This window comes from Pseudomonas sp. S10E 269, from assembly GCF_002798465.1.
Taxonomy (GTDB): domain Bacteria; phylum Pseudomonadota; class Gammaproteobacteria; order Pseudomonadales; family Pseudomonadaceae; genus Aquipseudomonas; species Aquipseudomonas pergaminensis.
The window spans coordinates 3,186,542-3,209,594 of the sequence record NZ_PHIJ01000001.1; the positions used below are offsets into that span (position 1 = coordinate 3,186,542).

Genomic DNA, 23,053 nt, shown 5'->3' on the forward strand with positions numbered 1-23,053 from the left:
ATGGGTATTGATCTTCCGCTGATCTGGGCCGTGATCATCATCTTCGGCATCATGATGTACGTGGTCATGGACGGCTTCGACCTGGGTATCGGCATCCTGTTTCCGTTTATCCCCGGCAAGACCGACCGTGATGTGATGATGAACACCGTGGCCCCGGTGTGGGACGGTAACGAAACCTGGCTGGTGCTGGGGGGCGCGGCGTTGTTCGGCGCGTTCCCACTGGCCTATTCGGTGGTGTTGTCGGCGCTGTACCTGCCGCTGATTCTGATGTTGATCGGCTTGATCTTCCGTGGCGTGGCCTTCGAGTTCCGCTTCAAGGCCAAGGATCACAAGCGTCATCTGTGGGACAAAGCCTTCATCGGCGGCTCGCTGGCGGCGACGTTCTTCCAGGGCGTGGCGCTGGGGGCGTTTATCGACGGCATCCCGGTGGTGGATCGCCAGTTTGCCGGCGGCTCGCTGGACTGGCTCACGCCGTTCACGATGTTCTGCGGCGTGGCGCTGATCATCGCCTACGCGTTGCTCGGCTGCACCTGGTTGATCATGAAGACCGAAGGACCGCTGCAGGAGAAGATGCATAACCTCGCACGGCCGTTGGCCTTCGTGGTGCTGGCGGTGATTGGCATCGTGAGTATCTGGACGCCGTTGACGCACCCGGAAATCGCCTCGCGCTGGTTCACCCTGCCCAACCTGTTCTGGTTCCTGCCGGTGCCGATCCTGGTGCTGGTGACCATGTATGGGCTGATCCGCGCGGTGGCGCGTAACGCGCACTACACGCCGTTCCTGCTGACGCTGGTGCTGATCTTCCTGGGCTACAGCGGCCTGGGCATCAGCCTGTGGCCGAACATCATCCCGCCATCCGTATCGATCTGGGACGCTGCCGCGCCACCGCAAAGCCAGGGCTTCATGCTCGTGGGCACCTTATTCATCATCCCGTTCATCCTGGGCTACACCTTCTGGAGCTACTACGTGTTCCGCGGCAAGGTCACCCACGAAGACGGTTATCACTAGGAGGGTCGTCCCATGTCCGGTAAACCTTCGTTGCACGAGATTGAACAGGCCGAGAAGCAGCCATTGTGGCGACGCTTGGGGTGGCTGGCGATGATCTGGACCGGCAGCGTGCTGGCCCTGTTCATTGTGGCCAGCCTGATGCGCATGTTCATGAATGCGGCCGGCCTGACCACCCACTGACATCCCGATCCGGGCGTTGCAGCCCGGTTTTCAACCCTGCTTCTCGCCAGAGAAGCAGGGTTTTTTTATTTGCGCGCTTTGAGGATCACGAATTTAGGCGTGGTGGCGACTTGCTCGACACCCCGGAACAAGCGCGCCAGCTTGGTGTGATAACCCAGGTGACGGTTGCCAACTATATAGAGGGCACCACCGACCACCAGGGCTTCCCGCGCCTGTTGGAACATGCGCCAGGCAAGGAAGTCGCCCACCACCTGCTGCTGGTGAAAAGGCGGATTGCATAGCACAACGTCCAGCGATTGCGGCTCTTGCCCGGCCAAACCGTCGGCGGCGCGCACGACGACATCGCGTTCACCGAGTGCGGCGTGCCAGTTTTCGGCTGCTGACTGCACGGCCATGTAGGACTCATCTACCAAGGTGTAGTGTGCTTCGGGGTTTTGCAGGGCGCTGGCAATCGCCAGCACACCGTTGCCGCAACCCAGGTCCGCCACGCGGGCGCTGCCCAGGTTTTTCGGCAGGTGTGGCAGGAAGGCGCGGGTGCCGATGTCCAGGCTTTCGCGGCAGAACACGTTGGCGTGGTTCAGCAGCTCAATGGCCGGGGTGTCCAAGGTGTAGCGGGTGGGGTAGGGCGAGACGGCGGCGGGGCGTTCTTCAACAGTGGCGATCAGCAATCGCGCCTTCTTCACCGCGAGCGACGCCTGCATCGGCCCAATGTAACGCTCCAGCAACTCGCCCGCCGCCCGTGGCAAGTGCTTGATCATTGCCCCGGCGATCACTTCTGCGCCTGGCGCCAATTGGCCCTGCAAGCGGATCAACTGTTCCTCCAGCAAGGCGAGGGTTTTCGGCACACGGATCAGCACACGATCAAAAGGGCCGACCGGAACCTGGCTGGCGGGAATGAAGGCCACCGCATCAAAGGCCTTGCCGTTGCGCACCAGGTTTTTCTCCAGACCTTGGGCGGCCAGGAATGAATCGCCGCTGGACGTGACTTGCACCTGGCCTTGAAGGCTGGCGGCCAGGGCACCGAAGCTGTCATTAAGCACCAGCACGCGCGTCGCCACCGTCGGCTGCTGTTCGGCCAGATGACTGAGCAGGTACTCGTCGGCGGCATCGAAGGCTTGCAGCGGATCGTTATGTTGCTCTGGCTGGCGGATCAGATCGAGCTGGGCGAAGGGGCTTTCGAGCAGGGGCATGGCGGGGGAGGCTCTGGGTAAACGATGGGTGTTCGGCAGTCTTCGGCCAAACCGTCTGAGTGAACAACGGGCGGCCCCGGGGGCTGCTCAACACTCAGAATTGGCCGTAAATGTTACGTTTTTTTCAGCGGGAATACATGCGGTGTTTCTTTGCCAGTCAAATAATCCCGCTGCGCGCGGCGCAGAGCACGGCGGCAATCTTGTTATTGACCCCCAGCTTTTTGAAACAACTGCAGATATGAAAGCCAACTGTTCGTTCGGACAAGCACAGGATGGTGGCGATGTCTGCTGCGGTCTTGCCCTTGCCGGACCACATGAGGATCTCCCTTTCTCGTGAGGTCAATTTGCTGGCCGGGCTGACGTCCGGGGTCTCGGCATACTTCTGCGCCACCACGGCATGCATTGCATGGCACAACCACAATACCTGGCCGGCATTTTCGTACAGCTCCTCCGGGCTGACGTCGTTGTTGCCCCGTGCCAGAGTCAACATGCTGAACACACCCTGGAAATCATGTACGGCCTGGGTCCACCCCACGCTCACGCCCAAGGTCTGGGCCAACGACCAGAGGCCGGGTGCGTCTTTGAAGGTTTTTTCCTCCCAGACAATGGGCAATACGCACTCTTTGCAGCGTTTCACAATGGGGTCTACGTCGAAGAAGCGTGCCTGTTTATACAAAGTTGTCCATTCGTTCGGGTAGTTGCTGATTTCAAATGGATTGGTTTGGTTGTTCGGCTGTTGGGACGTCATCTTGAAAGAGCAGTATTGAAAGCCCAGCTCATACGCCCGGTTGATGACCATCTCAAACACACTGGTGATCTCGTTCTCGCCTTCCAGCTTACGGAGTCGGGTATTTCGCCAATTGATCATTGGTCACTCTCCATGAATTTCCGTGGCCTGGGGTACGTCCTGAACCCCCAAAACCGCACGAAAGTGAGTGTAGGACACGGACTACACTGCGAGAGGAAATTTTTGTTCTTGCGCGGGCGGGTTTAAGAATTTTTCTGCCAGGGGTCAGTTGGCGCTGCTAGCTGCTAGTTGGAAAGTCCCGGCTTTTTAGGGGCTTGAAGATGCTGTAGCGGGCAACTAACAACCTGTTTATAAACCTGCCGGGAATGCTAATAGCGAATTAATTAGTGGTGCAATTATATTGCCATTATCGTGTGCGTTGATGATGCCACTACCCTGCGTGGGTGTTTCCGCGCGCGACTTTGAGGGACACTAGGGCACCTGTAGAACGGAGCCCCCCATGACGGCCAGTGCTGAGAAATTTACCCGCCAGACCTTGCTCGACGTGCAATCGCTGACCCCCAGCCTGTTTACCTTGCGCACCACTCGTGACCCGGGCTTTCGGTTTACCGCGGGCCAGTTCGTGCGCCTGGGGGTGACCAAGGCGGATGGGAGCACCGTATGGCGTGCGTACTCCTTGGTGTCATCACCGTTTGACGAGCACCTGGACTTCTTCTCCATCGTCGTCCCGGACGGTGAGTTCACCAGTGAGCTGAGCCGCCTGCGGGTGGGCGATACCTTGATGGTGGAGCGCCAGGCCACCGGGTTCCTGACGTTGAGCCGGTTCGTGGATGGCCGTGACTTGTGGATGCTGGGCACCGGCACCGGGGTAGCGCCGTTTCTGTCGATCCTGCAGGACTTCGAGGTCTGGGAGAAATTCGAACGCATCATCCTGGTGTACAGCGCACGCGAGGCCAAGGAGTTGGCTTACCAAACCCTGATCAAGGAACTGGGCGAACGCGAGTACCTGGCTGAATATGCGCACAAGCTCACCTACATCCCGACCGTCACCCGTGAACAGCATCCGGGCGCACTGAACGGGCGCATTACCACCCTCATAGAGAGTGGCGAGCTGGAGCGCGCAGCCGGCGTCGAGTTGACCCCGGAATATTCGCGCGTGCTGATTTGCGGCAACCCGCAGATGGTCGATGACACGCGCCAGTTACTCAAACAGCGCGACATGAACCTGAGCTTGAGCCGCCGCCCCGGCCAGGTGGCGGTGGAAAACTACTGGTAATAAAAAAGGCGCCTCAAGCAGGCGCCTTTTTTTTCAAACCGGTCTTTACTGAAGCGGCTTGTCGTTCTGTGCCTTGAGCAGATCGCGGATCTCACCCAGCAACACTTCTTCCTTGCTCGGCGTCGGTGGCAGGCTCGGCGCCACGGCCTCTTCACGCTTCAGGCGGTTGATTGCCTTCACACCCATGAAGATCGCAAACGCGATGATGACAAAGTCGATGATGCTTTGGATGAACTTGCCGTACGCCAGGACAACCGCAGGCAGATCGCCTTGCGCTGCCTTGAGCGTTATCGCCAGGTCGCCGAAATCCACCCCCCCGATCAGCAGACCGAGCGGCGGCATCACCACGTCGCCTACAAACGAGGAAACAATTTTGCCGAAGGCTGCGCCGATGATAATACCGACGGCCATGTCGACCACATTACCTTTGACCGCGAAGGCCTTGAACTCACTGATCACGCCCATAGGTTATTCCTTGTTACAGATGAGAAGGGTGGAACCCAGTGTAATTCAGTCATAGCGGGCTTGCCCGACACAACTGTTAACACTGTTAGTTTTTATCGACACATTAAATCGCAAATAGTTTGCAAAGTGCCACTAATCGCGCGCGAAATACCCGCTATATCAGTGGGTTACCACATTATTTTATTAATCGGGTTGGTACGGCTTTTCTATTTATCTTCTGACGCTCGGGTCACTAGCCTCTGGCAAGCACAACTGAATGTGCACCAAAAAAACCAGAGGAAACCTCGATGAAGAATCCAATGAGCCGCAGGCCTGTTTCAGCGCGATCTGCGTTGGTGCTGGTGACTGCCAGCCTGCTTTCCCTGTCTGTGCAAGCCGCCAACCTGACCCGCGATAATGGCGCTGCCGTGGGTGACAACCAGAACTCGCAGACCGCCGGCGCTACTGGCCCGGTGCTGCTGCAAGACGTACAGCTTATTCAAAAACTGCAGCGTTTTGACCGCGAGCGCATCCCTGAGCGGGTGGTGCACGCGCGTGGCACCGGCGCCCACGGCACCTTCACCGTCACTGACAACCTCAGCGACCTGACCAAGGCCAAGGTGTTCGCCGCCGGCGAAGCCACGCCGGTATTCGTGCGCTTCTCCGCCGTGGTCCACGGCAACCACTCCCCGGAAACCCTGCGTGACCCACGCGGCTTCGCCACCAAGTTCTACACCGCAGAAGGTAACTGGGACCTGGTAGGCAACAACTTCCCGACGTTCTTTATCCGCGATGCCATCAAGTTCCCGGACATGGTCCACGCCTTCAAGCCGGACCCACGCACCAACCTGGACGATGACTCCCGTCGCTTCGACTTCTTCTCCCATGTGCCCGAAGCCACTCGTACGCTGACCGAGCTGTACTCCGACTCCGGCACCCCGGCCAGCTACCGGGAAATGGACGGCAACGGCGTCCATGCCTACAAGTTGATCAACGCCAAGGGCGAAGTGCACTACGTCAAGTTCCATTGGAAGAGCCTGCAAGGCATCAAGAACCTTGATCCCAAGCAAGTCACCGAAGTGCAGGGCCGCGATTACAGCCATATGACCAACGATCTGGTCACGCATATCAACAAGGGCGACTTCCCCAAGTGGGACCTGTACGTGCAGGTGCTCAAGCCTGAAGACCTGGCCAAGTTCGATTTCGACCCGCTGGACGCCACCAAGATCTGGCCGAATGTGCCCGAGCGCAAAGTCGGGCAAATGGTGCTGAACCGCAACCCGGCCAACGTCTTCCAGGAAACCGAGCAAGTGGCCATGGCCCCGGCCAACCTGGTGCCGGGAATCGAACCGTCGGAAGACCGTCTGCTGCAAGGCCGGGTGTTCTCCTACGCCGACACCCAGATGTACCGCCTGGGCGCCAATGCCCTGCAACTGCCGATCAACGCCCCACGGGTGACCGTCAATAACGGCAACCAGGACGGCGCGATGAACTTCGGCAAGACCGCGACCGGCGTGAACTACCAGCCAAGCCGCCTGTTGCCACGGGAAGAGCCGCAAACCGCGCGCTACAGCCAGTCGGCACTGTCGGGCAGCACCCAGCAGGCGAAGATCCAGCGTGAGCAGAACTTCAAGCAGGCCGGTGACCTGTACCGTTCTTACAGCAAGAAAGAGCGCCAGGACCTGATCGACAACTTCGGCGGCTCGCTGGCGACTACCGATGACGAGAGCAAGCACATCATCCTGTCGTTCCTCTACAAGGCCGATCCCGAGTACGGCACTGGCGTGGCCAAGGTTGCCAAGGGTGACCTGGCGCGCGTGAAGGCGCTGGCGGCAAAACTCACCGACTAACCAGGCAACCCCTTGTAGGAGCCGGTTTGCCGGCGATGGCGTCCTCGAATACGCCATCGCCGGCCAGCCGGCTCCTGCAAAGGGGGGTAATACGGAGGATTGGCTATGCGAATTTTCATAGGCGCAGTGTTGGCATGCCTGGCGTTCGGTGCGTGGGCCGAACCGGCCGACCCTGCGAAGCTCAAGACACAACTGCAGGACTATTACTTCGACGCCGCCCGCCGTGGCGACCTCGACATGCTCAACACCTTCATCGACTCCGGCTACAGCCTCAACACCCAAGACGATAAGGGCTACACCGCGTTGATCCTCGCCGCCTACCACGGCCAGGGCCCGTTCGTGGAGCGCCTGCTCAACGCCGGTGCCGACGCCTGCGTGCAGGACAAACGCGGCAACACGGCGCTGATGGGCGCGATCTTCAAAGGCGAACTGAAAATCGCCCAACGCCTGCTGGCCACCGACTGCAACCCCGACCAGCGCAACGGCGCCGGGCAGACGGCGGCCATGTACGCCGGGCTGTTCAAGCGGATCGAGTTGCTGGACGAACTGAAAGCCAGAGGCGCCGATCTCAACGCCGAAGACCCGGTCGGCAACAGTGCTTCACGATTGGCCAGCGGTGAAATCCGGACCCCGGCGTCGCGCTGAGCTATCATCGCGGTTTTTCGGTTGGAGGTTCTCAAATGGCAAAGGCCAAGCGCATGTACGGCTGCACGGAGTGCGGCGCGACCTTTCCCAAGTGGGCCGGCCAGTGCACCGAGTGCGGCGCGTGGAACACCCTGACTGAAACCATGATCGAGAGTGGCGGCGCCGCAGCCCCCACCGGTCGTGCCGGCTGGACCGGGCAACACGCACAGATCAAGACCCTGGCCGAAGTCAGCGTCGAAGAGATCCCGCGTTTCTCCACCGCGTCCGGCGAGTTGGACCGCGTGCTGGGCGGCGGCCTGGTGGACGGCTCAGTGGTGCTGATCGGTGGTGATCCGGGCATCGGCAAGTCGACCATCCTGCTGCAAACCTTGTGCAGCATCGCCAGTCGCATGCCGGCGCTGTATGTCACCGGCGAAGAATCCCAGCAGCAAGTCGCCATGCGCGCCCGTCGCTTGGGGTTGCCCCAGGACCAGTTGCGGGTCATGACCGAAACCTGCATCGAAAGCATCATTGCCACGGCCCGTATCGAAAAGCCCAAGGTGATGGTAATCGACTCGATCCAGACGATCTTCACTGAGCAATTGCAGTCGGCGCCGGGTGGCGTGTCCCAGGTGCGCGAGAGTGCGGCGCTGCTGGTGCGGTACGCCAAGCAGAGCGGCACGGCGATTTTCCTGGTCGGCCATGTGACCAAGGAGGGCGCTTTGGCCGGGCCACGGGTGCTGGAGCATATGGTCGACACCGTGCTGTATTTCGAAGGTGAGTCCGATGGCCGCCTACGTTTGCTGCGGGCGGTGAAGAACCGTTTTGGCGCGGTGAACGAGTTGGGTGTGTTTGCCATGACTGACCGTGGGCTGAAAGAAGTCTCCAACCCGTCGGCGATCTTTCTGACCCGCGCCCAGGAAGAAGTCCCAGGCAGTGTGGTGATGGCCACGTGGGAAGGCACCCGGCCGATGCTGGTTGAAGTCCAGGCGTTGGTGGATGACAGCCATTTGGCCAACCCGCGCCGTGTGACCCTGGGCCTGGATCAGAACCGCCTGGCGATGCTGCTGGCCGTGTTGCACCGCCACGGCGGTATTCCCACCCACGACCAGGACGTGTTCCTCAACGTAGTCGGCGGGGTCAAGGTGCTGGAGACCGCATCCGACCTGGCATTGATGGCGGCGGTGATGTCCAGCCTGCGCAACCGGCCATTGCCCCATGACTTGCTGGTGTTCGGCGAGGTCGGCTTGTCGGGCGAGGTGCGCCCGGTGCCGAGTGGGCAGGAACGTTTGAAGGAGGCGGCCAAACATGGCTTCAAGCGGGCGATCGTGCCTAAGGGCAATGCGCCCAAGGAATCACCGCCGGGCATTCAGATCATTGGGGTGACGCGCCTGGAACAAGCGCTGGATGCACTCTTCGAATAATCGAAGAACTCACTGGCACAGTGTTCCATGTGGGAGCTGGCTTGCCTGCGATTGCGGTGGATCAGCTTGCACAGCATTAGCTGACACTCTGCTATCGCAGGCAAGCCAGCTCCCACATTTTTTAGATGTTGGTCGTTAGGCCTCTAACAATGCCGCCAACTCCCGGTGCAGTTCCTCCTCATCACCCAGGTTCAGCTCGATCAGCCGCCGCAAATGGCTGATCGACTCCACATCAATGTGCTCGCACTCAAAGCCCAACTGGCCATGATCGTCGTGGGCGAGTTTTACCTGCATCTTGATATGCGCCTGCGGATCGAGGCGAATATCCACGTCGAAGGGCTCCGCGCGATTACCCCGCCAGTCGTCGGGCCGTTGCACCAGTAAACCTTTCAGCGATAAATCCACCAGTTGCACCGGCCAATTCCAGGCGTCCTGTGCAATGGTCGTGCGCGCATCAAAGGCAATACGCCGAAAACGTCGGCGATCTGAGGGTTGCTCGCTCATGGTCAAATCCTCTGTGGATAGAGGGATTGTAGCCCCGAGCCATCATCGGGCATTTATTTCTGCTTTTTTTGCCGCCGCAAGGCTCTAGACCAACGTAGGGGGGTGGCCTTTAAGGCCAGTAGCGCTAAACTCCGGATGGCTGTCCTTTCTGTCCACCCTGGCTGGAATATAAAAATGAAAAATAATAATAGCCTGCTACGCCACCTACCCTGGCTGGTGCTGGCAATTGTAGGAGCGTGCGCCCTGGGCGTAGTGGCCTTGCGCCGCGGCGAGGCGATCAACGCCTTGTGGATTGTGGTCGCTGCTGTGGCCATCTACCTGGTTGCGTACCGTTACTACAGTCTGTTCATCGCTAACAACGTGATGCAACTCGATCCACGGCGGGCCACCCCCGCAGTGCTCAACAACGACGGTCTGGACTATGTGCCGACCAACAAACATATCCTTTTTGGTCACCACTTTGCGGCGATTGCCGGTGCAGGCCCGTTGGTCGGCCCGGTGCTGGCGGCGCAAATGGGCTACCTGCCCGGCACGCTCTGGCTGATTGCCGGCGTGGTGCTGGCCGGCGCGGTGCAGGACTTCATGATCCTGTTCCTGTCCACGCGTCGTAACGGTCGTTCTCTCGGCGACATGGTTCGCGAAGAGATGGGCCGCATCCCGGGGACCATCGCGCTGTTCGGCTGCTTCCTGATCATGATCATCATCCTCGCGGTGCTGGCGCTGATCGTGGTCAAGGCCCTGGCCGAGAGCCCGTGGGGCATCTTCACGGTGATGGCGACCATCCCGATCGCGATGTTCATGGGCATCTACATGCGCTACATCCGCCCAGGCCGCATCGGTGAAATTTCGATCATCGGCGTGCTGTTGCTGCTCGGGTCGATCTGGCTGGGCGGGCAGATTGCAGCTGACCCGGTCTGGGCCAAGGCCTTCACCTTCACCGGGATCCAGATCACCTGGATGCTGATCGGCTACGGTTTCGTCGCGGCGGTACTGCCGGTGTGGCTGATCCTGGCGCCACGTGACTACCTCTCCACCTTCCTGAAAATCGGCACCATTATCGCCCTGGCCATCGGCATCCTGGTGACCATGCCCGACCTGAAAATGCCGGCATTGACCCAGTTCATCGACGGCACCGGCCCGGTGTGGAAGGGCGGCCTGTTCCCGTTCCTGTTCATTACCATTGCCTGTGGCGCGGTCTCGGGTTTCCACGCGCTGATCTCTTCGGGCACCACGCCGAAGTTGCTGGCCAATGAAAGCCATGCCCGCTATATCGGTTACGGCGGCATGCTGATGGAGTCGTTCGTGGCCATCATGGCGATGGTTGCCGCGTCGGTGATCGAACCGGGCGTGTACTTCGCCATGAACAGCCCGGCCGCGATTGTCGGCACCGACGTGGTCACCGTGGCACAGACTGTCAGCAGCTGGGGCTTTGCGATTACGCCCGAAGCGCTGTCTGCCGTGGCCCATGACATCGGTGAAACCACCATCCTGGCACGTGCCGGTGGTGCTCCGACCCTGGCGGTGGGTATCGCGCAGATCCTGCACAGCGTACTGCCGGGTGAGAACACCATGGCGTTCTGGTACCACTTTGCGATCCTGTTCGAAGCGCTGTTCATCCTGACGGCCGTCGACGCCGGTACCCGTGCCGGTCGCTTCATGCTGCAGGACCTGTTGGGCTCCTTCGTGCCGGCGCTGAAACGCACCGAGTCGTGGACCGCCAACCTGATCGCGACCGCCGGTTGCGTGGCCATGTGGGGTTACCTGCTGTATCAAGGCGTGATCGACCCACTGGGCGGCATCAACACCTTGTGGCCGCTGTTCGGTATCTCCAACCAGATGTTGGCCGGTATCGCGCTGATGCTTGCAACGGTTGTGCTGATCAAGATGAAACGCCAACGCTACATCTGGGTGACCATGCTGCCGGCCGTCTGGCTGCTGATCTGCACCACCACCGCGGGCTTCATCAAGCTGTTCGACGCCAACCCGGCGATCGGCTTCCTGTCGCTGGCCAAGAAGTACAGCGATGCATTGGCCAACGGCCAGATCCTGGCCCCGGCCAAGAGCATCGACCAGATGCAGCACGTGATCTGGAACGCCTACACCAACGCAACGCTGACGGCGCTGTTCCTGTTCGTGGTATTCAGCATCCTGTTCTATGCGCTCAAGGTCGGCGTCGCCGCCTGGGGCAACAAAGAGCGTACGGATAAAGAAGCCCCGTTCCAGGCGGTACCGGACGCGTAATCGAGGATTGCAACCATGTTCAATGACATCAGTCGCCTCGGTAAATACCTCGGTCAGGCCGCGCGCCTGATGGTCGGCATGCCCGACTACGACACCTACGTCGAGCATATGCAAACCAAACACCCGGACAAACCGGTGATGGACTACAAGGCGTTCTTCCGGGAACGCCAAGAGGCCCGTTACGGTGGCAAGGGTGGGCCCAAGTGCTGCTAACCCGATAGTTCGGGCGGGCAGTGATCCCTTGTGGGAGGGGGCTTGCCCCCGATAGCGGTGTGTCAGTGACAGATAAGTGCCTGACACACGGCTATCGGGGGCAAGCCCCCTCCCACATTTGTTTTGTGTTTCTTCAAGGAGAATTCTTTGTCCTCTCCCATCCCGGTCACCGTCCTCAGCGGCTTCCTCGGCGCCGGCAAGACCACCTTGCTACGCCATCTGCTCAAAGCCGAGCACGGGCTTAAAATCGCCGTGATCGAAAACGAATTCAGTGACGCCGGCATCGACACCCAGCTGTTGGGTGCCGAGCCTGTGCAAGTCATGACCCTGTCCAACGGCTGCGTGTGCTGCACCATCCACACCGACCTGACCAAAGCCCTGTACCTGCTGCTTGAACGCCTGGACAGCGGCGAGATCGCCTTCGACCGCCTGGTGATCGAGTGCACCGGCCTGGCCGACCCGGCACCCGTGGCCCAGACTTTTTTCATCGACGAGGACCTGCGCGAGCGCTACATCCTCGACGGCATCATCACCCTGGTGGACGCGGCCCACGCCGAGCACCACCTGACCCAGACCATCGCCCAGGCCCAGATTGGCTTTGCCGACCGCCTGCTGGTGAGCAAGCGTGACCTGGTGGATGACGCCACGTTCGACGCACTCAGCGAGCGCCTCACCCGCATCAACCGCCGTGCGCCGATTCGTGTGGTGGACCATGGCAACATCGACCTGGCGGAATTGCTCGATGTGCGCGGCTTCAACCTCAACGCCGGCATGAGCCTGCGCCCGGTCAGTGGCGCGCCGTCCATCGACCGAATTTCCAGCCTGGTGCTGCGGACTGAAGAGCCGCTGGATATCGACCGGCTCAGCGAATTTATGAACGACCTGCTGGAAGACCACGGCAAGCAATTGCTGCGTTACAAGGGCGTGCTGAACATTGCCGGCGAAGACCGGCGCATGGTGTTCCAGGGCGTGCTGAAGCTCTACGGCTTCGATTGGGATACTGAGTGGGCCGAAGGCGAGGTGCGCGAGAGCGTGATTGTGTTTATTGCCGATGAGCTACCGGAAGACAAAATCCGCGACGGCTTTGCCAAGGTTTACCAGTCTTGAATTGAAATACGGCCCACTGTGGGAGCTGGCTTGCCTGCGATGGCGGTGGGTCAGCCAATGATGTGCCAGCTGTCAGGCCGCTTTCGCAGGCAAGCCAGCTCCCACAGTGGGAGCGCCGAACAACAGGCATAAAAAAGCCCGGCTCTAGAGCCGGGCTTCTTGTTCAAGCAACTGCAATCAAGCGCCGTACACCGGCAGCTTCTTGCAGATGGCCTTGACCTTCTCACGTACCGCGTCGATCACCGCTTCGTTGTTCAGGTCAGCCAGGATGTCGCAGATCCAGCCAGCCAGTTCCTTGCACTCTGCTTCCTTGAAGCCGCGAGTGGTCACCGCCGGGGTGCCAAAGCGCAGGCCCGAGGTGACGAACGGCGAACGTGGGTCGTTCGGCACGGAGTTTTTGTTCACGGTGATGAAGGCTTTGCCCAGGGCAGCATCAGCATCTTTACCGGAAATGTCCTGCTTGATCAGCGACAGCAGGAACAGGTGGTTCTCAGTACCGCCGGACACCACGTCAAAACCGCGCTCGATGAACACGCTGGCCATGGTCTGGGCGTTTTTCACCACTTGTTGCTGGTAAGTCTTGAACTCAGGCTGCAGGGCTTCCTTGAAGCAGATCGCTTTGGCGGCGATCACGTGCTCCAGCGGACCGCCTTGGGCGCCTGGGAATACAGCGGAGTTCAGCTTCTTCTCGATGTCAGCGTTGGCGCGCGCCAGGATCAGGCCGCCACGTGGACCGCGCAGGGTCTTGTGGGTCGTGGTGGTCACGACGTCAGCGTAAGGCACCGGGTTCGGGTAGACGCCAGCGGCGACCAGACCGGCCACGTGAGCCATGTCGACGAACAGGTACGCGCCCACTTTGTCAGCGATTGCGCGGAAACGTGGGAAGTCCAGGATCTGCGAGTAGGCAGAGAAACCGGCCACGATCATTTTTGGCTTGTGTTCAACCGCCAGGCGCTCGACTTCGTCGTAATCGATCAGGCCGTTGGCATCGATACCGTATTGAACGGCGTTGTACAGCTTGCCGGAGGAGGAAACGCTGGCGCCGTGGGTCAAGTGACCGCCGTGGGCCAGGCTCATGCCCAGGATGGTGTCGCCACCTTGCAGCAGGGCCAGGTACACGGCGCTGTTGGCTTGGGAGCCGGCGTGCGGCTGGACGTTGGCGTAATCGGCGCCGAACAGTTCCTTTGCACGGTCGATGGCCAGTTGCTCAACCACGTCGACGTATTCGCAACCACCGTAGTAGCGCTTGCCTGGGTAGCCTTCGGCGTACTTGTTGGTCAGAACCGAACCTTGAGCCTCCATCACCGCAGGGCTGGTGTAGTTTTCCGAAGCGATCAGCTCAATGTGCTCTTCCTGGCGCACGGCTTCTTGCTCCATGGCGGCGAAGAGATCGGCGTCGTACTTGGCAATAGTCAAATCACGGCTGAACATGGCGGTCCTCAAGGATCGGGGGCAGAAAAGGAGGGCATTCTAACCCAATGGGTTTTAGATGGCATATGAAAGGACATCATGTCGCGGATAAGCGGGGCTCATCTGGGGATAAGCGGTGCCAGGGCCGGCCCTATCGCGGGCAAGCCCGGCTCCCACATTTTGATCGGTGAACCCATTCAAGGCTGGGAGCTGGCTTGCCTGCGATGAGGCCATCCGCCCCAGCAAAAAACTCAGTCGAACATGAAGAGGGCATCATTGCTGAACTGCGCCTCGAACCGGTTCGCCGGCATCGGCCGCCCGAACAGGTAACCCTGCACCTCGTCACACCCATGCTCACGCAGGAAGTCCAGCTGCTCATGGGTTTCCACACCCTCGGCGATCACCGCCAGGTTCAGGCTGTGGGCCATGGCGATAATGGCGCGGGCGATCTGCGCATCCTGTTCGCCGGAGGGCAGGCCATCCACGAAGGTGCGGTCGATCTTCAACACGTCGATGGGGAATTGCTTGAGGTAGTTGAGCGACGAATAGCCCGTGCCGAAGTCGTCGACCGCAATGCTCAGGCCCAGGTTTTTCAGGCTGTCGAGAATCTGCATGGCCTCGTTGACTTCGCGCATCAGGATACTTTCGGTCAGCTCCAGCTCCAGGCACGCCGGCGGCAGGCCAGTGTCCTTGAGGATGGTGGCGATGCGCGTGCCCAACTGGCCGTCGGAGAACTGCCGCGCAGAGATGTTCACCGAGACTTTCGGCACGCGCACCTTGTTCTGGTGCCAGGTCTTGAGCTGGCGACAGGCTTCGCTGATCACCCAGTCACCCACGTCCACCACCAGGCCCAGCTCTTCCAGCACCGGGATGAAGTCCCCCGGCGGCACCAGGCCACGACGCGGGTGGCGCCAGCGCAGCAAGGCCTCCGCGCCGGTCAGGCGTTTGCCGTCGCCGCTGAACTGCGGTTGGTAATAGAGCACGAATTCGTTCTGGTCCAGGGCGTGGCGCAGGTCGCTTTCCAGCTCCAGGCGTTCCAGGGCGCTGGCGTTCATGTCGGCCTGGTAGAACTGGAAGTTGTTTTTGCCGCGCTCCTTGGCGTGGTACATCGCGGTGTCGGCGTTTTTCATCAGTTGGCTCAGCTCATTGCCGTCCTGCGGGCTGAGGGCGATGCCGATGCTGGCGGTCACAAAAAACTCGCGGCCTTCCAGTACGAAGGGTTTCACCAGGCTGGCGAGGATCTGCTCGGCCACATGAATCGCCCGGTTCAGCGCCATCTCGCGGCTGACCCGCGGTTGCAGGAGCAAGGTGAACTCGTCGCCGCCCATGCGCGCCACGGTGTCGTCTTCGGCCACGCAGCCCAACAGGCGCGTGGCCATTTCCTTGAGCATGCGGTCGCCGGCGGCGTGGCCGAGGGAGTCGTTGATCGGTTTGAAACGGTCGAGGTCGAGGAACATCAGCACCACCCACGACTTCTGCCGTTCGGCCGACTGCAGCGCGGTGTGCAGACGGTCCTGGAACAGCGTGCGGTTGGGCAGATGGGTCAGGGCGTCGTAGTAGGCCAGGCGGTGGATGCGCTGCTCGCTGGCCTTACGCTCGCTGATGTCGCTGAAGAAACACACATAGCTGGCCAGGTCGCCTTCGTCGTCGAACACGGCGGTAATGCCCACCCACGCCGGGTAATGCTCGCCATTGCGACGCTTGAGCCACACTTCGCCTTCCCAGGTGCTGTGCTGGTGCAACTGCTTGAGCACGTAGCGCAGGTGGGCTTCCTGTTGTTCGTCGACGGTGAGCATGTTCGGCAATTGGTCGAGCACATCGCTGACCGCATAGCCACTCACCCGGCTGAAGGCCTCGTTGGCCTGCACGATATAACCCGCAGGGTCGGTGATCAGGATCGCCGAGGTGGAGTGCTCGAACACCGTCGCCGCCATGCGCAGGTCTTTTTCGGCGCGGCGTTGCTGGCTGATATCACGGCCTACGCCGAGGATGCCCTCGAAGGCGCCATGTTCGTCCCACACCAGTACCAGGCGTAGCTCGATCGGCACTTTGCGACCATCGGCGCGCAGGCAGTCGAACAGGAACAACTGGGTCTGAACTTCGTCGCGCAGCGTGTTCAGTGCCTCGACATTGCCCAATGCACGGCTGACCTGTTCCACCAGGCTATAAATGCCGGTCAGTTGCTGCGGGTTGGCGATGATCGACTGCCAGCCGTTCTTGAACACCCAGTCCACGTCATAGCCCAGCACGGCGTTGACCGAGGGGCTGATGTAGTTGAGGGCCAACTGGCTGTCAGTGGAGCAGATGACGTCGCTGATGCTTTCGGCGAGCATGCGGTAGCGTTGTTCGCTGTCACGCAGGGATTCGCTGGCTTCGATCTGGTCGGTGATGTCCTTGGCCACGCCGATGATGCGGGTGATCTGCGCGGACTTGTCGCGGGCCAGGGCCTGTTCGCGGATGTCAAAGCGCCGCCATTGGTTGTTGTGGTGACGGAAACGCAGCTGGCATTGCAACTGGGTGGTATAGCCGACCTGGCGTTGCGCCAGGCGCAAGTCGTGGTAATGCTCGGCGTCCTCGGGGTGCAGCAGGATTTCCCAGAAGTACTCGCCCATTTGCTGCAGTTCGGCCTTGTTGTAGCCGAGGGTGTGCCCCAAATGGTGGTTGCTGAAAATCATCCGTTGGCTGATCACGTCCTGCACGTACAGGTGGTCGGGCACAGTGCGCACCACGTCCGACCAAAAGCTCTCACGCTCCACCAGCGACAGCTCGATCAGCTTGCGGCTGGTGATATCGCTGATGCTGAGGATCACGGCCTTGAAGTCGTCCTGCTGCTCCGGCAGGCGCATCACCAGCCACAGGTATTGTTCGTTGCCGGCCACGTCCTTGAGCTGGATTTCCAGCTCCAACTGGTGCTGTTGGGTCAGCACGGCTTCGAGAATCTGGTAACCGATGGACGTGGCATTGCGCGGGCAGTCATCGATCAGGCGTTCCCAGGCCTCCTCACAGGAGCCCACGTTGAGCAGTCGCACCGCCACCTGGTTGACCTCGGTGATGCGCAGTTCCTTGAGCAGTTGCTGGCGCTGGTCGGGGTTGTCCTGCAGCCAAGCGTGCAACTGCTCGCGGGTTTCGAGCAGCGTCTTGTCGAAGAAGGCGTTCAGGCCCGACAGGTCAAGCACGCACAGGGCCACGCCGGTGCCTTCGAAAATGTCCTGGTAGCGCCGGCGGCCTTCGTGCACCTGGCGCTGGCGACGGCGCATGTTAAGCAGCACGATCACCGGGACCAGTGAGAACGCCAGGCCCAGCAGGCATTTGCCGATGAAGGCCGGGAGCAATTGCTCCAGCACGGCCGTGCGGTCGAACAGCCCGCGCAGTTGCCAGTCGCTTTTGCTCAGGGGCGTGACCAGTACGCTTTTATTCAGTTCGTCCGGGGTGAGGGCGCCGGCCCATTGGGCTGGCATGCCGCTGTCACGGTTGATGACGCGATGGTTGACGCGATTCTCGATGACCCACATCGGGCGCTGGCCCTCGCCGTCCTGGCGGGTGAGGTTGGCCAGGTAGTTGGGCGCCAGGCGCAACGCCCAGTACAGGCGTGAACCGCCGCTGGGCTGGTGCAGCAACAGATAGATGATGGTGCCGTCGTTGCTGTTGCTCAGGTAATAGGACTGGGCATGGCTGCGCTGTACCAATTCTTCCAGCCAGGCGCTGTCCTGGCTGTCGGTGGCGCTGTCACTGATCATTGCGCCGCTGGGGGCGAGCAGGGCGACGCTGCGCAGTTCCGGCAGCGAGCGTTGCAAGGTGCGCATCAACGCCTGTTGTTGTTCGCTGTCGCGCGGTGGCTCGACCATCGGCAGCAGGTTCAGGGCGATCTTTGCGCTCAGGGCCATGTTCAGGCTGATCTGTTCAGCCAGGTCGGCGCTGTAGTCGATGGTGTATTGCTGCTGGTTCTTCTGGTTTTGCTGCAATTGGTCCAGCAACTGCCAGAACAATAACGCGAGCAGCATGAGGACAAGCGTCGCCAACGCGCCTTTGAGGGTGCCGTGCAGGGGCGCTCCCGGCGCAATATGAGCGGCGCGCAGAGGAGTTGGCGGCGTGACTTTGGACAAGCTGTGATCCTGCGGTTTGGCTGGACTGGCGCGCGACGTGCACTATAAGCCGGACGCCCGGAGGGCGGCTAGCATGCCTTGACTTGTGGCAAAGTGCCAGCCCCGCCTGGCGGGACTAAAGCACGCCGCCGGTGTGGATCAGGCTGTCCGCCAGCCGAGTCAGGATTGCCAGCGTGAAGAGGCCGATAACCACAGAGGCCGTGCGGTTGATCGTGTGCGGCGTCAACCAGGCGTAACCGCGCCGTTTGATGCGCGCGCCAAACAACACCCAGACGCACCCAACCGGCACCACCACAAGGGTGAATTGCGCGACGAACTGCATATACAGGGCCACGTCGGCAAACGTCTGCAGCGGCACGATAAACGAAACGATCAGCAAACCCTTGGGATTGATCAGCGTCAGCAAAAAGAAATGCAGCCTGGAGACGCGGGCTTCAGGCGCTGATTTGAGTGTTTCGTCGGGATTGCACCACAGCAGGTAGGCCGTCCTGATCAAATAACAGACCGACGCGAACTGCACCAGCTTCAGGCCCCAGGGCGCGCTGTCACCCAGATGGCCGAGCAGGTAGCCCCAAAAGGATATTTGCAGCAGGTAGGCCAGGCACTCCAAAAGGCTCAGTGGCCAGGCGCGCTTGAAGCCGGCGAGTAATCCCGAGCGCAACAACAGCGTATTGGTGGGGCCCGGCATTAATAGCAGCAACCCGAGTGCAGACATGACGCTGAGCATGAAGGGTGTTTCCTGGAGCCGCTGAGGGGGATGGCCAGCTAATCTAACAGATAGATTTCGATACGCTCGGTCACTTAGGTTAACCTTGAGGATTCGCAATGCTATGTACAGCGCCATGACGCTACGTAGGCCTGTTCTCACTTTTTCATGAGGTCCACATTTTGGCTCAATACGTCTTCACCATGCATCGGCTGGGTAAGGTTGTCCCTCCGAAGCGGGAAATCCTGAAAAATATTTCGCTGTCCTTTTTCCCAGGCGCCAAGATCGGCGTGCTCGGCCTCAACGGTTCGGGTAAGTCCACGTTGCTGAAAATCATGGCCGGCGTCGACACCGAGTTCGAAGGCGAAGCCCGCCCGATGCCCGAGCTGAACATCGGCTACCTGCCGCAAGAGCCTCAGCTGGACCCGGCCAAAACCGTGCGTGAAGTGGTCGAAGAGGCCGTCAGCGTGATCAAGGACGCCCAGGCGCGCCTGGACGAGGTCTACGCCGCCTACGCCGAACCGGATGCCGACTTCGACAAGCTCGCCGCCGAACAAGCCAAGCTCGAAGCCATCCTGCAGGCCGGCGACGGTCACAACCTGGAGCGCCAGCTGGAAGTCGCTGCCGACGCGCTGCGCTTGCCGGCGTGGGACGCCAAGGTCGAACACTTGTCCGGTGGTGAAAAGCGTCGTGTGGCCCTGTGCCGCCTTCTGCTGTCGGCCCCCGACATGCTGCTGCTCGACGAACCGACCAACCACTTGGACGCCGATTCCGTCGCCTGGCTGGAGCATTTCCTCCACGATTTCCCGGGCACCGTGGTTGCAATCACGCACGACCGTTACTTCCTGGACAACGTTGCCGGCTGGATCCTCGAGCTCGACCGTGGCGCCGGTATCCCTTACGAGGGCAACTACTCCGGTTGGCTGGAAGCCAAGTCCGACCGTCTGGCTGCCGAATCCAAGCAGCAATCGGCCCATGAAAAAGCTATGAAGGAAGAACTGGAGTGGGTGCGCAAAGGCGCCAAGGCCCGCCAGTCCAAATCCAAGGCACGTCTGCAGCGCTTCGAAGAAATGCAATCGCAGGAATTCCAGAAGCGCAGCGAAACCAACGAGATCTACATCCCGGCCGGTCCGCGCCTGGGTGACAAGGTCATCGAGTTCAAGAACGTGTCCAAAGGCTATGGCGACCGCGTGCTGATCGACAACCTGTCTTTCTCCATGCCAAAAGGCGCGATCGTCGGCGTTATCGGTGGTAACGGTGCGGGTAAATCCACGCTGTTCCGCATGCTGATGGGCAAGGAAACCCCGGACTCCGGCAGCATCGAGATCGGCGAAACCGTGCAACTGGCCTGTGTGGACCAGAGCCGCGACGACCTCGACGGCAGCAAGACCGTGTTCCAGCAGATTTCCGACGGCTCCGACCAGATTCGCATCGGCAACTATGAAATCCCGTCGCGTACTTATGTCGGTCGTTTCAACTTCAAGGGCGGCGATCAGCAGAAGTTCGTCAAGGACCTGTCCGGTGGTGAGCGCGGTCGCTTGCACCTGGCCCTGACCCTGAAAGAGGGCGGTAACGTGTTGCTGCTCGACGAACCGTCCAACGACCTCGACGTTGAAACCCTGCGTTCCCTGGAAGAAGCCCTGCTGGACTTCCCGGGCGCTGCGATTGTGATCTCTCACGATCGGTGGTTCCTTGACCGCGTCGCGACGCACATCCTGGCGTACGAAGACGACTCGCAAGCGGTGTTCTTCGAGGGTAACTACACCGAGTACGAAGCGGACCGTAAGAAGCGCCTGGGCGACGCTGCTGCCCAGCCGCACCGTGTACGGCACAAAAAACTGGCCTGATTCGGGTTGGTTTGAAAAAACGGAGCCTTCGGGCTCCGTTTTTTTATGTGTTTTTCAGGGAGATCGAGGTGGACCCATCGCAGGCAAGCCAGCTCCCACATTTGACCGCGCTGATGCAGATGGACTCGATCAATGTGTCTGTGATGGCTGATGACTTATTGGTGCACGGCTTGAGCTGAAATCCCCATTTGGGGGCGAAATACTGTATTTATTTATATCTAGTGCACCATTTAAATTCATAAAGGCGACATTTTGCGCTTTTCAGGTGCGGCGTGAATTGCTAAGGTCCGGCTCAATCTCATTAAAAAACAATCAATTTGCCGAGACTTTTCATGATCGAATCCGTCGAATCCTTCCTTGCCCGCCTCAAGAAACGCGACCCCGACCAGCCAGAATTCCACCAGGCCGTAGAAGAAGTCCTACGTAGTCTGTGGCCGTTCCTTGAAGCCAATCCCCACTACCTGAACTCGGGCATCCTGGAGCGCATCTGCGAGCCGGAACGCGCGATTACCTTCCGGGTGTCGTGGGTGGATGATCACGGCAAGGTCCAGGTCAATCGCGGCTTCCGTATCCAGATGAACAGCGCCATCGGCCCTTACAAAGGCGGCCTGCGTTTCCACCCGTCGGTGAACCTGGGCGTACTGAAATTCCTCGCCTTCGAACAGACCTTCAAGAACTCCCTGACCTCGTTGCCCATGGGCGGCGGCAAAGGCGGCTCGGATTTCGATCCCAAGGGCAAGAGCGATGCGGAAGTCATGCGCTTCTGCCAGGCCTTTATGAGCGAGTTGTACCGGCATATCGGCGCAGACGTGGACGTACCGGCCGGTGATATCGGCGTGGGCGCCCGCGAAATCGGCTTCCTGTTCGGCCAGTACAAGCGCCTGAGCAACCAGTTCACCTCGGTGTTGACCGGCAAGGGCATGACGTATGGCGGCAGCCTGATCCGCCCGGAAGCGACGGGTTTTGGTTGCGTGTACTTCGCCGAAGAGATGCTCAAGCGCAATGGTCAGCGGGTCGAAGGCAAGCGTGTGGCGGTGTCCGGCTCCGGCAACGTGGCGCAATACGCGGCGCGCAAGGTCATGGACCTGGGCGGCAAAGTGATTTCCCTGTCCGACTCCGAAGGCACTCTCTACGCCGAAAGCGGTTTGACCGAAGCGCAATGGTCGGCCCTGCTGGAGCTGAAAAACGTGCAGCGTGGGCGCATCAGCGAACTGGCCGAGCGTTTCGGCCTGGAGTTCCGTAAAGGCAAGACCCCCTGGGAACTGGCCTGCGACATCGCGCTGCCCTGCGCCACTCAGAACGAACTTGACGCCGAAGCCGCCCGCACCTTGTTGCGCAACGGCTGCATCTGCGTGGCCGAAGGCGCCAACATGCCGACCACCTTGGAGGCTGTGGATATCTTTATCGAGGCGGGGATTCTGTTCGCGCCGGGCAAGGCCTCCAATGCCGGCGGCGTCGCGGTGAGTGGCCTGGAAATGTCGCAGAACGCCATGCGCCTGCTGTGGACGGCGGGCGAGGTGGACAGCAAGCTGCATAACATCATGCAGTCGATCCACCATGCCTGCGTGCATTACGGCGAAGAAAACGGCCGGATCAACTACGTAAAAGGCGCCAACATCGCGGGCTTCGTGAAAGTCGCCGACGCGATGCTGGCTCAAGGCATCGTCTAAGCCTCGGCCTCGATACGCAGCACTTCGATCAACTGATTGCCGACGGGGCGTTGCCACAGTACCTCGTCGCCGACCTGGGCGCCCAGCAAGGCGCGGCCCAAAGGCGAGCCCCAGTTGATCAAGCCTGCGCCGGCATCGGCCTGGTCTTCGCCGACCAATTGAATGCGCTGCTGTTCGTCCTGCTCATTGGCGAACGTCACCCAACTGCCGATCTGCACCTTGTCGGTGGAGGTGACGGGCGCCACGACCTGGGCGCTCTGCACCCGTTGATTGAAGTAGCGCAAATCCCGTTCAAGGTCCGCCTGGCGCTGTTTATCAGCGTGCTCACCCCTGGCGGATTCGGCGCTGTATTCCTGCTGCAACTGTGCAACCTTGGCCTGCAACTGCGCCAGCCCTTGCGCGGTGAGGCGGTTAGGTTGCTCGCTGACCTGGCGCTCCACCGGCTGGTCGGCCTGGGCAGCAGCGTTGTCTTCGTTTACAAAAGCTCGGCTCATGACGTTCTCCCTCT

The 23,053-nt window shown here is 60.4% G+C and carries 19 protein-coding genes; 11 read left to right on the forward strand and 8 right to left on the reverse strand.

From position 1 onward, the window contains the following. Nucleotides 1–1,008 carry a cytochrome d ubiquinol oxidase subunit II gene (cydB, locus tag CWC48_RS14820; RefSeq protein WP_078050270.1) on the forward strand — a complete coding sequence of 336 codons (1,008 nt, stop codon included), beginning with the start codon at nucleotides 1–3 and terminating at the stop codon, nucleotides 1,006–1,008. 12 nt (nucleotides 1,009–1,020) lie between these two features. Further along, nucleotides 1,021–1,188 carry a DUF2474 domain-containing protein gene (locus CWC48_RS14825; RefSeq protein ID WP_078050269.1) on the forward strand — a complete coding sequence of 56 codons (168 nt, stop codon included), beginning with the start codon at nucleotides 1,021–1,023 and terminating at the stop codon, nucleotides 1,186–1,188. Nucleotides 1,189–1,253: 65 nt separating this feature from the next. On the opposite strand, the gene CWC48_RS14830 is transcribed toward CWC48_RS14825, so the two are convergent. Continuing rightward, a complete protein-coding gene (locus CWC48_RS14830; RefSeq protein ID WP_100492116.1) occupies nucleotides 1,254–2,378 on the reverse strand; it encodes a class I SAM-dependent methyltransferase in 1,125 nt (374 codons plus the stop codon). Nucleotides 2,379–2,535: 157 nt separating this feature from the next. Next, nucleotides 2,536–3,246, reverse strand: coding sequence for a LuxR family transcriptional regulator (locus CWC48_RS14835; RefSeq protein ID WP_100492117.1), 711 nt, complete (start codon nucleotides 3,244–3,246; stop codon nucleotides 2,536–2,538). Between the two features lie 379 nt (nucleotides 3,247–3,625). Between CWC48_RS14835 and CWC48_RS14840 the strand changes: the two genes are divergently transcribed. Next, nucleotides 3,626–4,402: a ferredoxin--NADP reductase gene (locus CWC48_RS14840; RefSeq protein WP_100492118.1), complete on the forward strand. Its 777-nt coding sequence runs from the start codon at nucleotides 3,626–3,628 to the stop codon at nucleotides 4,400–4,402. A gap of 45 nt (nucleotides 4,403–4,447) precedes the next feature. On the opposite strand, the gene mscL is transcribed toward CWC48_RS14840, so the two are convergent. Continuing rightward, nucleotides 4,448–4,867, reverse strand: a complete 420-nt coding sequence (mscL, locus tag CWC48_RS14845; protein ID WP_078050265.1) for a large-conductance mechanosensitive channel protein MscL — start codon at nucleotides 4,865–4,867, stop codon at nucleotides 4,448–4,450. Between the two features lie 287 nt (nucleotides 4,868–5,154). Between mscL and katB the strand changes: the two genes are divergently transcribed. The 3 genes from katB (at nucleotide 5,155) to radA (ending at nucleotide 8,744) form a co-directional block, all read left to right on the forward strand. Beyond that, on the forward strand, nucleotides 5,155–6,696 hold the full coding sequence (gene katB / locus CWC48_RS14850; RefSeq protein WP_100492119.1) for a catalase KatB: 1,542 nt from the start codon (nucleotides 5,155–5,157) through the stop codon (nucleotides 6,694–6,696). 105 nt (nucleotides 6,697–6,801) lie between these two features. Beyond that, nucleotides 6,802–7,341: an ankyrin repeat domain-containing protein gene (locus CWC48_RS14855; RefSeq protein ID WP_099491006.1), complete on the forward strand. Its 540-nt coding sequence runs from the start codon at nucleotides 6,802–6,804 to the stop codon at nucleotides 7,339–7,341. A 35-nt stretch (nucleotides 7,342–7,376) separates the two neighbouring features. Further along, a complete protein-coding gene (radA, locus tag CWC48_RS14860; RefSeq protein WP_100492120.1) occupies nucleotides 7,377–8,744 on the forward strand; it encodes a DNA repair protein RadA in 1,368 nt (455 codons plus the stop codon). A gap of 135 nt (nucleotides 8,745–8,879) precedes the next feature. On the opposite strand, the gene CWC48_RS14865 is transcribed toward radA, so the two are convergent. Then, nucleotides 8,880–9,248, reverse strand: a complete 369-nt coding sequence (locus CWC48_RS14865; RefSeq protein WP_100492121.1) for a PilZ domain-containing protein — start codon at nucleotides 9,246–9,248, stop codon at nucleotides 8,880–8,882. 174 nt (nucleotides 9,249–9,422) lie between these two features. Here CWC48_RS14865 and CWC48_RS14870 point away from each other — a divergent pair, with 174 nt between their 5' ends. From CWC48_RS14870 to yjiA, 3 genes are all read left to right on the forward strand, one after another. Next, nucleotides 9,423–11,489, forward strand: a complete 2,067-nt coding sequence (locus CWC48_RS14870) for a carbon starvation CstA family protein (RefSeq protein ID WP_034107129.1) — start codon at nucleotides 9,423–9,425, stop codon at nucleotides 11,487–11,489. 15 nt (nucleotides 11,490–11,504) lie between these two features. Beyond that, nucleotides 11,505–11,702 (forward strand): YbdD/YjiX family protein, encoded by a 198-nt coding sequence (locus tag CWC48_RS14875; RefSeq protein ID WP_003194308.1) that lies wholly within the window; start codon nucleotides 11,505–11,507, stop codon nucleotides 11,700–11,702. Between the two features lie 147 nt (nucleotides 11,703–11,849). Continuing rightward, nucleotides 11,850–12,809: a GTPase gene (yjiA, locus tag CWC48_RS14880; protein ID WP_100492122.1), complete on the forward strand. Its 960-nt coding sequence runs from the start codon at nucleotides 11,850–11,852 to the stop codon at nucleotides 12,807–12,809. Nucleotides 12,810–12,986: 177 nt separating this feature from the next. On the opposite strand, the gene glyA is transcribed toward yjiA, so the two are convergent. The 3 genes from glyA to CWC48_RS14895 all read right to left on the reverse strand — a co-directional run bounded on the left by glyA (nucleotide 12,987) and on the right by CWC48_RS14895 (nucleotide 19,049). Next, nucleotides 12,987–14,240 carry a serine hydroxymethyltransferase gene (glyA, locus tag CWC48_RS14885; RefSeq protein ID WP_017737423.1) on the reverse strand — a complete coding sequence of 418 codons (1,254 nt, stop codon included), beginning with the start codon at nucleotides 14,238–14,240 and terminating at the stop codon, nucleotides 12,987–12,989. A 230-nt stretch (nucleotides 14,241–14,470) separates the two neighbouring features. After that, nucleotides 14,471–18,322 (reverse strand): bifunctional diguanylate cyclase/phosphodiesterase, encoded by a 3,852-nt coding sequence (locus CWC48_RS14890; RefSeq protein ID WP_100492123.1) that lies wholly within the window; start codon nucleotides 18,320–18,322, stop codon nucleotides 14,471–14,473. A gap of 115 nt (nucleotides 18,323–18,437) precedes the next feature. Further along, nucleotides 18,438–19,049: a LysE family translocator gene (locus CWC48_RS14895; protein ID WP_100492124.1), complete on the reverse strand. Its 612-nt coding sequence runs from the start codon at nucleotides 19,047–19,049 to the stop codon at nucleotides 18,438–18,440. 161 nt (nucleotides 19,050–19,210) lie between these two features. Between CWC48_RS14895 and ettA the strand changes: the two genes are divergently transcribed. Next, nucleotides 19,211–20,875 (forward strand): energy-dependent translational throttle protein EttA, encoded by a 1,665-nt coding sequence (gene ettA / locus CWC48_RS14900; RefSeq protein WP_025859215.1) that lies wholly within the window; start codon nucleotides 19,211–19,213, stop codon nucleotides 20,873–20,875. Nucleotides 20,876–21,207: 332 nt separating this feature from the next. After that, entirely contained in the window at nucleotides 21,208–22,545 is a 1,338-nt protein-coding gene (gene gdhA, locus CWC48_RS14905; RefSeq protein WP_100492125.1) for an NADP-specific glutamate dehydrogenase, read from the forward strand. Here gdhA and CWC48_RS14910 read toward each other — a convergent pair. Continuing rightward, on the reverse strand, nucleotides 22,542–23,039 hold the full coding sequence (locus CWC48_RS14910) for a GreA/GreB family elongation factor (RefSeq protein ID WP_100492126.1): 498 nt from the start codon (nucleotides 23,037–23,039) through the stop codon (nucleotides 22,542–22,544). The two genes, gdhA and CWC48_RS14910, sit on opposite strands and share 4 nt — an antisense overlap. Nucleotides 23,040–23,053: the final 14 nt, after the last annotated feature.

Coding starts and splice junctions, on each gene's coding strand:
- cydB (WP_078050270.1), top strand. CDS start 1: ATGGGTATTGATCTTCCGCTGATCTGGGCCGTGATCATCATCTTCGGC.
- CWC48_RS14825 (WP_078050269.1), top strand. CDS start 1,021: ATGTCCGGTAAACCTTCGTTGCACGAGATTGAACAGGCCGAGAAGCAG.
- CWC48_RS14830 (WP_100492116.1), bottom strand. CDS start 2,378: ATGCCCCTGCTCGAAAGCCCCTTCGCCCAGCTCGATCTGATCCGCCAG.
- CWC48_RS14835 (WP_100492117.1), bottom strand. CDS start 3,246: ATGATCAATTGGCGAAATACCCGACTCCGTAAGCTGGAAGGCGAGAAC.
- CWC48_RS14840 (WP_100492118.1), top strand. CDS start 3,626: ATGACGGCCAGTGCTGAGAAATTTACCCGCCAGACCTTGCTCGACGTG.
- mscL (WP_078050265.1), bottom strand. CDS start 4,867: ATGGGCGTGATCAGTGAGTTCAAGGCCTTCGCGGTCAAAGGTAATGTG.
- katB (WP_100492119.1), top strand. CDS start 5,155: ATGAAGAATCCAATGAGCCGCAGGCCTGTTTCAGCGCGATCTGCGTTG.
- CWC48_RS14855 (WP_099491006.1), top strand. CDS start 6,802: ATGCGAATTTTCATAGGCGCAGTGTTGGCATGCCTGGCGTTCGGTGCG.
- radA (WP_100492120.1), top strand. CDS start 7,377: ATGGCAAAGGCCAAGCGCATGTACGGCTGCACGGAGTGCGGCGCGACC.
- CWC48_RS14865 (WP_100492121.1), bottom strand. CDS start 9,248: ATGAGCGAGCAACCCTCAGATCGCCGACGTTTTCGGCGTATTGCCTTT.
- CWC48_RS14870 (WP_034107129.1), top strand. CDS start 9,423: ATGAAAAATAATAATAGCCTGCTACGCCACCTACCCTGGCTGGTGCTG.
- CWC48_RS14875 (WP_003194308.1), top strand. CDS start 11,505: ATGTTCAATGACATCAGTCGCCTCGGTAAATACCTCGGTCAGGCCGCG.
- glyA (WP_017737423.1), bottom strand. CDS start 14,240: ATGTTCAGCCGTGATTTGACTATTGCCAAGTACGACGCCGATCTCTTC.
- CWC48_RS14895 (WP_100492124.1), bottom strand. CDS start 19,049: ATGCTCAGCGTCATGTCTGCACTCGGGTTGCTGCTATTAATGCCGGGC.
- gdhA (WP_100492125.1), top strand. CDS start 21,208: ATGATCGAATCCGTCGAATCCTTCCTTGCCCGCCTCAAGAAACGCGAC.
- CWC48_RS14910 (WP_100492126.1), bottom strand. CDS start 23,039: ATGAGCCGAGCTTTTGTAAACGAAGACAACGCTGCTGCCCAGGCCGAC.